The organism is Pseudomonas sp. B21-036 (genome assembly GCF_024748925.1).
GTDB lineage: Bacteria > Pseudomonadota > Gammaproteobacteria > Pseudomonadales > Pseudomonadaceae > Aquipseudomonas > Aquipseudomonas palmensis.
The window spans coordinates 349,733-361,350 of sequence record NZ_CP087178.1 but is presented as its reverse complement, the minus strand read 5'-3'; the positions used below and the strand labels follow the sequence as shown (position 1 = coordinate 361,350).

Genomic DNA, 11,618 nt, shown 5'->3' with positions numbered 1-11,618 from the left:
GCCAGCGACGTATGCCGGGTTGGCGAGCACTGTTCGGACTCCGAAAGGGCACAATGATTCCCCAAACGGTTCCGGACGATGCTCAAGTCAGAGTAAAACGGGCCTGCGAACGCAGGCCCACATTTCGCGCGATTATCCAGCAGGCCGCGTTACAACGCATCAGGGCCAAGCAACTATTTATGCTGAAAAGCCGCTGTTTTCATGCAAGCAGCGGCCTTTTCACCTTCATATTTGTAGCATAAATGTCACAGGGCCATCATTGACCAGGTGAACCTGCATGTCCGCACCGAAACGCCCGCTCGCCACCGTGGGGTGCTTGAGCCTCGCCTGGGCCAGCAGGTAATCGAACAGTTCGGCACCGAGTGCCGGTGGCGCGGCGGTGGAAAAGCTCGGACGCAGGCCGCTCTGGGTGTCGGCAGCCAGGGTGAACTGCGATACGAGCAGCAGGCCGCCGTCGATGTCCTTGAGCGACAGGTTCATCTTGCCCTGGGGGTCGCTGAACACCCGGTAGTTGAGCAGCTTGTGCAGCAGCTTGTCGGCGTGGGCCGGGGTGTCGCCGGGCTCGACGGCGACCAGCACCAGCAGGCCCTGGTCGATGGACCCGACGATCTCGCCGTCGACCTCTACCCGCGCGCCACGCGCGCGTTGCAGCAGGCCCTTCACGCTTCTTCCAGCGGCAGGTCGAGCAGGCGCCGGGCCATCTGGTCGGCGGCGCGCACCAGCGCATCGGTGATGCCGGGCTCGGAGGCGGCGTGGCCGGCGTCGCGAATCACTTTCAGCTCGCTGTTGGGCCAGGCCTGGTGCAGCGCCCAGGCGTTGTCCAGCGGGCAGATCACGTCATAGCGACCGTGCACGATCACCGCCGGCAGGTGGGCGATACGCGGCATGTCGCGGATCAGCTGGTCGGGCTCCAGGAACGCGTTGTTCATGAAGTAGTGGCATTCGATGCGGGCAATCGACAGGGCGCGTTGCGGCTCGGAGAAGCGGTCGACCACCAGCGGGTTGGGACGCAGCGTCGCGGTGCGGCCCTCCCAGGTGGACCAGGCCTTGGCCGCATGCATCTGGGCGATCTGGTCGTTGCCGGTAAGGCGCTTGTGGAAGGCCTTGACCAGGTCGTCGCGCTCGTCGGCGGGGATCGGCGCGATGTAATCCTGCCAGTAGTCGGGGAACAGTCGGCTGGCACCCGCCTGGTAGAACCATTCGATTTCCTGCGGGCGGCACAGGAAGATGCCGCGCAGGATCAGCCCGTGCACGCGCTCGGGGTGGGTCTGGGCGTAGGCCAGGGCCAGGGTCGACCCCCAGGAACCGCCGAACAGCACCCATTTTTCGATGTTCAGGTGCTCACGGATACGCTCGATGTCTTCGATCAGGGCCTGGGTGGTGTTGTTCTCCAGGCTCGCGTGCGGGGTGGAGCGACCGCAGCCGCGCTGGTCGAAGGTGACGATGCGGTACAGGTTGGGGTCGAAATAGCAGCGGCTTTGCGCATCGCAGCCGGCGCCCGGGCCGCCATGAATGAACAGCACGGGCAGACCTTCCGGGGAACCGCTTTCATCGACGTACAGTACATGCGGTGCTTCCACGGCCAGATCGTGCCGGGCGTAGGGTTTGATCTGCGGGTACAAGGTCTGCATTACGCACTCCGTGTGGGGAAATAGGCTGCCGTTGGGCATCATAAACCCGAAATGCGCTTTGAGCATGTACCTGTGTTCGGCTTTCGGGCCCCTTCGCCGGCAAGGCCGGCTCCTAACGGTTCGCAACCGTCTGCAGGAGCCGGCCTTGCCGGCGAAGGCAGCGCCGCGGTCCTATGCCGGGTAACGCTCGCGCCCCCACCCCAGCATCGCCACCAGCATCTGCTCCAGCACCCGCTGGGTCGGCTGCGCCAGATCGTCGCGGTAGGTGAACGGCGCCACCTCCTCCATGTAGTTGCACTGCGCCAGTTCCATCTGCACCGCATGCACGTTGTTGGCCGGGGCGCCATAGTGACGGGTGATGTGCCCGCCCTTGAAGCGCCCGTTGAGCACATGGCTGTAGCCCTGCGCGCCGGCCGCCACCGCCCTGACCCGCTCGGCCAGCGCCGCGTCGCAGCTCGCGCCATTGAAGGTGCCGATGTTGAAGTCCGGCAACGTGCCGTCGAACAGGTGAGGGATCACCGAGCGGATCGAGTGTGCATCCCACAGCAACGCGTAGCCGAACTGCTCGCGCAGGCGCGCCAGCTCGCCGGTGAGGGTGTCGTGATACGGCCGCCAGATGGCCTCCAGGTAGCCCGCCCGCTCGGCCGCACTCGGCTCCAGCCCCGCCTTGAACAGCGGCTGCCCTTCGAACAGCGTGGCCGGGAACAGCCCGGTGGTGGCGCCGGCATACAGTGGCTGGTCATCCTCGGGCCGGTTCAGGTCGATGACGAAGCGCGAATACTCGCCCACCACCACGCTGGCGCCCAGCTCACGGGCAAAGGCGTACAGGCGCGGAATGTGCCAGTCGGTGTCCGGCAGGCCCCTGGCCTCGTCCACCAGCCCGGCCTCGACCGCCGGGGTCAGCCTGAGCCCGGCATGGGGAATGCTGACCAGCAGCGGCAGCGTACCCTGGTGAAAACTCACGACCTTGTCCATGCAGCCTCCCCTTTATCGGTCAGTTCAACGCCGTGGCGCACCACCCGCTTGTGCAGGTCGCCGCCCAGCCAGTAGGCCAGGTCTGCCGGCCGTTCGATGTCCCAGGCCACGAAGTCGGCCACCTTGCCGACCTCCAGCGAGCCATGGCTGTCGCCCAGCCCCAACGCCGTGGCGGCATGCACGGTGACACCGGCCAGGGCTTCTTCGGGGGTCATGCGAAACAGGGTGCAGGCCATGTTCAGCATCAGGCGCAGCGACAAGGCCGGCGAGGTGCCGGGGTTGAGGTCGCTGGCAATCGCGATCTTCACGCCGTGCCTGCGCAGCGCGTCCATCGGCGGCAGCTGGGTTTCGCGCAAGAAGTAGAACGCCCCCGGCAGCAGCACCGCCACCGTACCGGCCTGGGCCATGGCGATGGCATCGGCCTCGTCCATGAACTCCAGGTGATCGGCCGACAGTGCCTGGTAGCGCGCCGCCAGGCTCGAACCGTGCAGCGACGACAGCTGCTCGGCATGCAGCTTGACCGGCAGGCCCAGCTCGCGGGCCTTGAGAAACACCCGCTCGACCTGCGCCGGCGAAAACGCCAGGTATTCGCAGAACGCATCCACCGCATCCACCAGCCCTTCGCCAGCCAGCGCCGGGAGCATCTGCTCGCAGATGTGAGTGATGTAGTCGTCGGCGCGCTCGGCGTACTCGGGCGGCAAGGCATGCGCCGCCAGGCAGGTGCTGCGCACGGTCAGCGGCAGCGTTTCGCCGAGCCGGCGCGCCACCTTGAGCATCTTGCGCTCGTTGTCCAGGTCCAGGCCATAGCCGGACTTGATCTCCAGGGTGGTCACACCATCGCGCATCAGGGCCTGCACCCGGCGCAGGGCGCTGGCATATAGCTCGTCTTCGCTGGCGGCGCGGGTGGCGCGCACGGTGCTGGCGATGCCACCCCCCTGGGCGGCGATCTCGGCGTAGCTCACGCCTTGCAGGCGCTGTTCGAACTCGCCGCTGCGGTTGCCGCCGAACACCGCGTGGGTGTGGCAGTCGATCAGCCCGGGGGTGACCCAGGCACCGCCCAGGTCGACCGTGCTGTCAGGCACCGGGTCTGCCAGCGCCTGGCGCGGGCCGATCCATTCGATGCGCCCGGCGCAGGTGACAATGGCCGCGTCCTCGATGATCGAGTAGGCGCCGTGCGCCATGCTTGCCACATGGCAGTGCTGCCAGAGGGTTTTCATGCACAGTCTCCGTAACTATTGAGGCGTCGACACCGGCTGCGTGACCGTGCCACGCGGCTTGCACCACAGCCAGTAGGCGGCCACCAGGAACACCACCCACACCACGCCGACGATCAACGCCGCCTGGGTGTCGGGGAAGTAGCCCAGCACGCCGAACACGAACAGCATGAAGGCGATGGCTGCGGCCGGCCCATACGGCCAGAACGGTACCGGGAACTTCAGTTGCGCGACCTCTTCGCGGCTCATGCTGCGGCGCATGGCCACCTGGGTCACCAGGATCATCAGCCACACCCATACCGTAGCAAAGGTGGCAATGGAGGCGATCAGCAGGAACACGTTTTCCGGAATCAGGTAGTTGAGCACCACGCCACCGAGCAGCGCAGCGCCCATCACCAGCACGGTCATCCACGGCACGCCGTGGCGCGAGATCTTCGAGAAGCCCTTGGGCGCGTGGCCCTGCTCGGCCAGGCCGTACATCATGCGCCCGGCACCGAAGATATCGCTGTTGATGGCCGACACCGCCGCCGAGATCACCACGATGTTGAGCACCGTGGCCGCCGAACCGATCCCCAGGTTGCTGAAGATCTGCACGAACGGGCTGCCCTGGCTGCCGATCTGCGGCCAGGGGTACAGGCACATCAGCACGAACAGGGTGAGCACATAGAACAGCAGGATGCGCAGCGGCACGGCGTTGATCGCCTTGGGGATCACGCGCTGCGGGTCCTTGGCTTCACCGGCGGTGATACCGATGATCTCGATGCCGCCGAAGGCGAACATCACCACCGCGAACGAGGCGATCAGGCCGCCGACACCGTTGGGCATGAAGCCGCCGTGATCGAACAGGTTGCCGATGCCCACCGTGTTGCCCGCCTCGGCATTGGCCAGGCCGAAGGCCATGATGCCGAAACCGGCCAGTATCATCGCCACGATCGCGCCGACCTTGAGCAACGACAGCCAGAACTCCATCTCGCCGAACACCTTGACGTTGCACAGGTTGAGCCCGCCGATCAGGAACACGATGCCCAGCACCCACACCCAGCGCGCCACCTCGGGAAACCAGAAGCCCATGTAGATGCCGAAGGCCGTGACGTCGGCCAGGCACACGATGATCATTTCAAAGGCGTAGGTCCAGCCCAGCACGAAGCCGGCCATGGGCCCCAGGTAGGTGCTGGCGTATTTGCCGAACGAGCCGGACACCGGGTTGTGCACGGCCATTTCACCCAGTGCACGCATCACCATGAACACCGCCGCGCCGCCGATCAGGTAGGCCAGCAACACCGCCGGGCCGGCCATCTGGATGGCCGCGGCCGAACCGTAGAACAGCCCGGTGCCGATGGCCGAGCCCAGTGCCATGAATCGAATGTGCCGGGCCGTAAGCCCGCGCTTGAGACCTTGTGCTTGAGATTGCATTTCGCGTTCCTGTTTTTTTTGTAGGCGAAAAGCAGCGCGAACCCGCCAGGGTTCGCGCGGCAGACGGCTGGCCTGCACGGCCAGCCGGTGGCGTCAGAGGCTGGGCAGCACCTTGGCCGGCAGCAGGCCGGTCAGCGTGCCCGCGGCCAGCAGGGCGATGGCCGCCTCGATGTCGGGGGCGAAGAAACGGTCCTTGTCGTAGTGCGCGACCTGGCCGCGCAGGGCCTGGCGCGCCTGCTCCAGCTTGGGCGAGGTCTTGAGGCCGGTGCGCAGGTCCAGGCCCTGGCAGGCGGCCAGCCATTCCACGGCCAGCACACCGCGGGTGTTCTCGGCCATTTCCCACAGGCGCTTGCCGGCGGCCGGGGCCATCGACACGTGGTCTTCCTGGTTGGCCGAGGTGGGAATGCTGTCGACGCTGTGCGGATGCGCCAGCGCCTTGTTCTCGCTGGCCAGCGCGGCGGCGGTGACCTGGGCGATCATGAAGCCGGAGTTGACCCCGCCATTGGCCACCAGGAACGGCGGCAACTGCGACATGTGCTTGTCCATCATCAGCGAGATGCGCCGCTCGCTCAGCGAACCGATTTCGGCGATGGCCAGGGCCATGTTGTCGGCGGCCATGGCCACCGGCTCGGCGTGGAAGTTGCCACCGGAGATCACGTCACCCTCCTTGGCGAATACCAGCGGGTTGTCGGACACCGCGTTGGCCTCCACCACCAGTACCTCGGCGGCCTGGCGCAACTGGGTCAGACAGGCGCCCATCACCTGTGGCTGGCAACGCAGGGAGTACGGGTCCTGCACCTTGCCGCAGTTCTGGTGCGAGGCCGACACTTCGCTGCCGTCGCCCAGCAGGTCGCGGTAGCAGGCGGCCGAGTCGATCTGGCCACGCTGGCCGCGGGCCTGATGAATGCGGTCATCGAAGGGCGAGCGCGAGCCCAGCACCGCTTCGACGGTGAGGCTGCCGCAGGCGACGGCGGCAGCGAACAGGTCTTCGCCTTCGAACAGCCCGCGCAGCGCATAGGCAGTGGACGCCTGGGTGCCGTTGAGCAGGGCCAGGCCCTCCTTGGCAGCCAGGGTCAGCGGTTCGAGGCCGGCCACCGCCAGCGCTTCGGTGGCCGACAGCCATTGGCCCTTGTGGCGGGCCTTGCCTTCGCCCAGCAGCACCAGCGACATGTGCGCCAGCGGTGCGAGGTCGCCGGAGGCGCCCACCGAGCCCTTGAGCGGAATGTGCGGGTAGACCTCGGCGTTGATCAGGGCGATCAGCGCGTCGATCACCTTGCGCCGAATGCCGGAAAAACCACGGCTCAGGCTGTTGACCTTGAGCACCATGATCAGGCGCACCAGGGCGTCGTCCAGCGGCGCGCCGACGCCGGCGGCGTGGGACAGCACCAGCGAGCGCTGCAGGTTCTCCAGGTCGTGGCTGGCGATGCGGGTCGAGGCCAGCAGGCCGAAACCGGTATTGATGCCGTAGGCGGTGCGGTCCTCGGCAAGGATCTGCTCGACGCAGGCCACGCTGTCTTCGATCTGCTGGTCGGCGCTGGCGTCCAGTTGCAGGGTCAGCGGTTGCTGGTAGATCGCACGCAGCTGAGCCAAGGTCAGGGTGCCAGGCTTCAGGGTCAGTTGGGTCACGTTATTGCTCCGTCTCGAAAGGCGTTCACGCCCGTCATGAATTCAGTATCGACCAGGGCGCCGCTCAGCGCGTGATCATCGGCAGGTTCAGGCCCTGCTCTTTCGCGCAGTCGATGGCGATCTGATAACCGGCATCGGCATGGCGCATCACGCCGGTGGCCGGGTCGTTGTGCAGAACGCGGGCAATACGCTCGGCGGCTTCGTCGGTGCCGTCGCACACGATGACCATGCCCGAGTGCTGCGAGAAGCCCATGCCCACCCCGCCGCCGTGGTGCAGCGAGACCCAGGTCGCGCCGCTGGCGGTGTTGAGCAGGGCATTGAGCAGCGGCCAGTCGGACACGGCGTCGGAGCCGTCCTGCATGGCTTCGGTTTCACGGTTGGGGCTGGAGACGGAGCCGGAGTCCAGGTGGTCGCGGCCGATCACGATCGGTGCCGACAGCTCGCCGCTGCGCACCATTTCGTTGAACGCCAGGCCCAGCTTGGCGCGCAGGCCCAGGCCGACCCAGCAGATACGTGCCGGCAGGCCCTGGAAGCTGATGCGCTCGCGGGCCATGTCCAGCCAGTTGTGCAGGTGCGCGTCGTCGGGGATCAGCTCCTTGACCTTGGCGTCGGTCTTGTAGATGTCCTGGGCGTCGCCCGACAGCGCGGCCCAGCGGAACGGGCCCACGCCGCGGCAGAACAGCGGGCGGATATAGGCAGGTACGAAGCCGGGGAAGTCGAAGGCGTTGGTCACACCCTCTTCCTTGGCCATCTGACGAATGTTGTTGCCGTAGTCGAAGGTCGGGATGCCCTGCTTCTGGAAGTCGAGCATGGCCTGCACGTGCACGGCCATCGACTGCCTGGCAGCCTTGACCACCGCCGCCGGTTCGGTCTGCGCGCGGTCGCGGTACTGCTCCCAGGTCCAGCCGGCCGGCAGGTAGCCATTGAGCGGGTCGTGGGCGCTGGTCTGGTCGGTGACCATGTCGGGGCGCACGCCGCGCTTGACCAGCTCGGGCAGGATTTCGGCGGCATTGCCCAGCAGGGCGATGGAGATGGCCTTGCCTTCGCCCGTGTATCTGGCGATGCGCGCCAGGGCGTCGTCCAGGTCGGTGGCCTGTTCATCCACGTAGCGGCTGCTCAGGCGGAAGTCGATGCGGCTCTGCTGGCATTCGATGTTCAGCGAGCAGGCGCCGGCCAGGGTCGCGGCCAGTGGCTGCGCGCCGCCCATGCCGCCCAGGCCCGCGGTGAGCACCCACTTGCCCTTGAGGCTGCCGTTGTAGTGCTGGCGGCCGGCTTCGACGAAGGTTTCGTAGGTGCCCTGCACGATGCCCTGGCTGCCGATGTAGATCCAGCTGCCGGCGGTCATCTGGCCGTACATGGCCAGGCCCTTGGCATCGAGTTCGTTGAAATGTTCCCAGTTGGCCCAGTGCGGCACCAGGTTGGAGTTGGCGATCAGTACGCGCGGGGCGTTGCTGTGGGTCTTGAACACGCCGACCGGCTTGCCGGATTGCACCAGCAGGGTCTCGTCGTCATTCAGGTGGGTGAGGCTCTCGACGATCTTGTCGTAGCACTCCCAGTTGCGCGCGGCGCGGCCGATGCCGCCGTACACCACCAGCTCCTTGGGGTTCTCGGCAACTTGCGGGTCGAGGTTGTTCATCAGCATGCGCAGCGGCGCTTCGGTCAGCCAGCTCTTGGCGGTGAGCTGGGTGCCGCGCGGGGCGCGAATTTCGACGTCACGGAATTTATTGTGCTTGTTCGTCACGTAAGGGCTCCTCGAGCGAAAGGCGAATTCGGGATGGCACTGCCATGGATGCAATACAAACATATATTTACTTGTATGTACAAGTACAGGCAACCAAAAAACAGTGTCGTCCGCTTCGCCGGCAAGGCCGGCTCCTACACGCAAAAAAAGAATGGAACCTGCAGGAGCCAGCCTTGCTGGCGAAGCCCTTAACGTTCGGTCAGCTCGATCAGGCAGATCTGCCCACTGACCTCGAACTCCAGCAACCCGTGGTTGCCGTCCAGCCGCAGGCAGTCATAGCGACCCAGCCACTGCTCGGCATGCCCTGCGACCTTGACCCGCACCCGCTCGTGCGCCGCGAACACCAGCAGCGTCTGGGCCGAGCTGTACACCCGGCTTTCACCCGGCAGCCACTGCAACCGCGCGGCAAACCGCTGCGGCGCATAGATCAGGTTGAAGTCGCGAATCGGTCCGCCCAGCAGGTTGCAGCTCACTGCACTTTCGCCGCTGAAGGCGAAGGCATCGAACGCCAGCAGATCGCGGCTGGCCTGGCCATCCACCATCAGGCGCATGCCATCGCCTTGCAGCACGCTGATCACGCGCTGATACCCGGCAAAGCTGGAGAACCCGCCCGACTCGGCGATGTCGGCAATCGACAGGCGCCAGCCAAAGCCCTCCAGGCCGGCCCCGCCATCGCGGGTGATCTCTTCGGTACTGCCGCCGCCGTTCTTCCACGGCATGCGCGGGTAGTCGGCGGCACGTAACAGGGTCAACGAACTCATTTGCTGAAGCGTCCTTCCAGGCGGTGACGGGAACCGGGGTGAATCAGGCGCGCCGCCGTGACCGGCTGGCGACCCGACCAGGTGCGCCGGCGGATCAGCAGGCACGGCTCGCCCGGCTCGATCTGCAGCAGGCGGCATTCCTCGGGTTCGGCCAGGATCGCCTCGACCACGTGCTCGCCTTCGGTCAGCGGCGCCACCTGGGACAGGTAGGCGTAGGGGGTCTGGCGGGTGAAGTCCTGCTTGAGGTAGTCCGGGGCGACCTGGGCGTTGACGAAGCGATCCTCGATCTGCACCGGGATGCCGTTTTCGTAGTGCACGATCAGCGAATGGAACACCCGCTGCCCTTCGCGCATGTCCAGCGCCAGCGCCCGCTCCGAGCCTGCCGCCTCTTCGGTCAGGGTGATCACCTTGCAGCTGTGCTGGTGGCCGCGCGCGGCGATCTCGTCGGCGATGTTGTTGACCTCGAACAGCGCCGAGCGGCTCTTGGGCTCGGCGACGAAGGTGCCGACGCCCTGCATGCGCACCAGCAGGCCTTCGGCGGTCAGCTCGCGCAAGGCGCGGTTGATGGTCATGCGGCTGAAGCCCAGCTCGGTGACCAGTTCGCTCTCGGACGGTACGCGGTGATGCGGCGGCCAGCTGCCGTTCTGGATCTGCTGGGCGATCATCTGCTTGACCCGCGCATACAGCGGCGCCGGGCCCTCGCCCATGTGGGCAACCAACGCGGAGACAGGAGGTGTCGACACGGCAAAAATCCTTGGTGATGAGTATGACCGGTAGAGTGCCGCAGTTTACCGGGCAGGCAAACGTCTGTATATGTATATACAAATAACCAGAAAAGGGTGGCGTACCGATGTCCGTGTTCTTTGCCGAACGTGCTTTGTTGCCTACAGGCTGGGCAGAAAACGTGCGAATCGAGACAGGCCCCGACGGCCTGTTGAATAGCGTACAGCCAGGCGCCTCGGCCGATGGCGCCGAGCGCCTGGCCGGGCCGTTGCTACCGGGCATGCCGAACCTGCACTCGCACGCCTTCCAGCGCGCCATGGCCGGCCTGGCGGAAGTGGCCGGCAACCCCAACGACAGCTTCTGGACCTGGCGCGAGCTGATGTATCGGCTGGTGGGCCGGATCAGCCCCGAGCAACTGGGCATCATCGCGCGCCAGCTGTACATCGAGATGCTCAAGGCCGGCTACACCTCGGTGGCCGAATTCCATTACGTGCACCATGACGCCCAGGGCAAGGCCTATGCCGACCCGGCCGAACTGTCGCTGCGCATCAGCCAGGCCGCCGCCGACACCGGCATCGGCCTGACCCTGCTGCCGGTGCTGTACAGCCACTCGGGTTTCGGCGGGCAGGCGCCCAATGACGGGCAACGTCGCTTCATCAACGGCACCGAGCAGTACCTGCACCTGCACACGCAACTGGCGCCGCTGCTCGCCCAGCAACCAGCGCAGCGCCTGGGGCTGTGCTTTCACTCCCTGCGCGCGGTCACCCCGCAGCAGATCGCCCAGGTCATGGCTGCCGGTGACAAGGCCTGCCCGGTGCATATCCACATTGCCGAACAGCAGAAGGAAGTCGACGACTGCCTGGCCTGGAGTGGCCGCCGGCCGTTGCAGTGGCTGTATGAAAACGTCGATGTCGACCAGCGCTGGTGCCTGGTGCATGCCACCCACGCCGAGCCCGACGAAGTCAGCGCCATGGCGCGCAGCAAGGCGGTGGCCGGCCTGTGCCTGACCACCGAGGCCAACCTGGGCGACGGCATCTTCCCTGCCGTCGACTACCTGGCCCAGGGCGGGCGCATGGGCATCGGCTCGGACAGCCATGTGTCGCTGAGCGTGGTGGAGGAATTGCGCTGGCTCGAGTATGGCCAACGCCTGCGCGACCAGCGGCGCAACCGGTTGCATGGGGCCGATCAGCCGATGGTGGGGCGCACCCTGTTCGATGCGGCCCTGGCCGGTGGTGCGCAGGCGCTGGGGCAGCCGGTTGGCGAACTGGCGGTGGGCAGGCGGGCCGACTGGATTGTGCTGGATGGGGCCGATCCGTATATCGCTACGGCGAGCGGGGACGGGGTTCTCAATCGCTGGCTGTTTGCCGGCGGCGACCGGCAGGTGCGCGATGTGATGGTGAATGGCAAGTGGGTGGTGCAACAGGGGCGGCATGCGGGTGATGAGGTGAGCGCGCAGGCGTTTGCCGGGGTGCTTCGCGAAGTGCTGGGCTGATCTCAAACCGCAGCGCGGCCTTCGCCGGCAAGGCCGGCTCCT

Annotated in this window: 10 protein-coding genes; 1 reads left to right on the top strand and 9 read right to left on the bottom strand. The window is 66.3% G+C overall.

The window, feature by feature from the left end:
- Window positions 1–225 precede the first annotated feature (225 nt).
- The 9 genes from dtd to hutC form a co-directional block, all read right to left on the bottom strand.
- Window positions 226–663: a D-aminoacyl-tRNA deacylase gene (dtd, locus tag LOY33_RS01670; protein WP_088514678.1), complete on the bottom strand. Its 438-nt coding sequence runs from the start codon at window positions 661–663 to the stop codon at window positions 226–228.
- Window positions 660–1,631: a prolyl aminopeptidase gene (gene pip, locus LOY33_RS01665; protein WP_058541644.1), complete on the bottom strand. Its 972-nt coding sequence runs from the start codon at window positions 1,629–1,631 to the stop codon at window positions 660–662. The genes dtd and pip overlap by 4 nt, the downstream gene beginning before the upstream one ends.
- A gap of 171 nt (window positions 1,632–1,802) precedes the next feature.
- A complete protein-coding gene (hutG, locus tag LOY33_RS01660; RefSeq protein WP_054915776.1) occupies window positions 1,803–2,606 on the bottom strand; it encodes an N-formylglutamate deformylase in 804 nt (267 codons plus the stop codon).
- The gene (gene hutI / locus LOY33_RS01655; protein ID WP_054915777.1) at window positions 2,591–3,823 is read right to left on the bottom strand and encodes an imidazolonepropionase; all 1,233 of its coding nucleotides are present in this window, start codon (window positions 3,821–3,823) and stop codon (window positions 2,591–2,593) included. Before hutI ends, hutG begins: the two co-directional genes overlap by 16 nt.
- Before the next feature lie 15 nt (window positions 3,824–3,838).
- On the bottom strand, window positions 3,839–5,233 hold the full coding sequence (locus tag LOY33_RS01650; RefSeq protein WP_123753321.1) for an amino acid permease: 1,395 nt from the start codon (window positions 5,231–5,233) through the stop codon (window positions 3,839–3,841).
- A 93-nt stretch (window positions 5,234–5,326) separates the two neighbouring features.
- Window positions 5,327–6,859, bottom strand: coding sequence for a histidine ammonia-lyase (hutH, locus tag LOY33_RS01645; RefSeq protein ID WP_213606779.1), 1,533 nt, complete (start codon window positions 6,857–6,859; stop codon window positions 5,327–5,329).
- 64 nt (window positions 6,860–6,923) lie between these two features.
- Window positions 6,924–8,600 carry a urocanate hydratase gene (gene hutU / locus LOY33_RS01640; RefSeq protein ID WP_043862179.1) on the bottom strand — a complete coding sequence of 559 codons (1,677 nt, stop codon included), beginning with the start codon at window positions 8,598–8,600 and terminating at the stop codon, window positions 6,924–6,926.
- Window positions 8,601–8,788: 188 nt separating this feature from the next.
- Window positions 8,789–9,361, bottom strand: a complete 573-nt coding sequence (locus LOY33_RS01635; protein ID WP_058541648.1) for a HutD family protein — start codon at window positions 9,359–9,361, stop codon at window positions 8,789–8,791.
- Window positions 9,358–10,068, bottom strand: coding sequence for a histidine utilization repressor (hutC, locus tag LOY33_RS01630; RefSeq protein ID WP_162484873.1), 711 nt, complete (start codon window positions 10,066–10,068; stop codon window positions 9,358–9,360). Before hutC ends, LOY33_RS01635 begins: the two co-directional genes overlap by 4 nt.
- A gap of 143 nt (window positions 10,069–10,211) precedes the next feature.
- On the opposite strand from hutC, the gene LOY33_RS01625 reads away from it, so the two are divergent.
- Window positions 10,212–11,576, top strand: coding sequence for a formimidoylglutamate deiminase (locus tag LOY33_RS01625; protein WP_116052514.1), 1,365 nt, complete (start codon window positions 10,212–10,214; stop codon window positions 11,574–11,576).
- The last annotated feature ends 42 nt before the right edge of the window (window positions 11,577–11,618 follow it).

Excerpts from the sequence above, each read along its gene's own strand:
- pip (WP_058541644.1), bottom strand. The coding sequence starts at position 1,631 with ATGCAGACCTTGTACCCGCAGATCAAACCCTACGCCCGGCACGATCTG.
- hutG (WP_054915776.1), bottom strand. The coding sequence starts at position 2,606 with ATGGACAAGGTCGTGAGTTTTCACCAGGGTACGCTGCCGCTGCTGGTC.
- hutI (WP_054915777.1), bottom strand. The coding sequence starts at position 3,823 with ATGAAAACCCTCTGGCAGCACTGCCATGTGGCAAGCATGGCGCACGGC.
- LOY33_RS01650 (WP_123753321.1), bottom strand. The coding sequence starts at position 5,233 with ATGCAATCTCAAGCACAAGGTCTCAAGCGCGGGCTTACGGCCCGGCAC.
- LOY33_RS01635 (WP_058541648.1), bottom strand. The coding sequence starts at position 9,361 with ATGAGTTCGTTGACCCTGTTACGTGCCGCCGACTACCCGCGCATGCCG.
- hutC (WP_162484873.1), bottom strand. The coding sequence starts at position 10,068 with ATGGGCGAGGGCCCGGCGCCGCTGTATGCGCGGGTCAAGCAGATGATC.
- LOY33_RS01625 (WP_116052514.1), top strand. The coding sequence starts at position 10,212 with ATGTCCGTGTTCTTTGCCGAACGTGCTTTGTTGCCTACAGGCTGGGCA.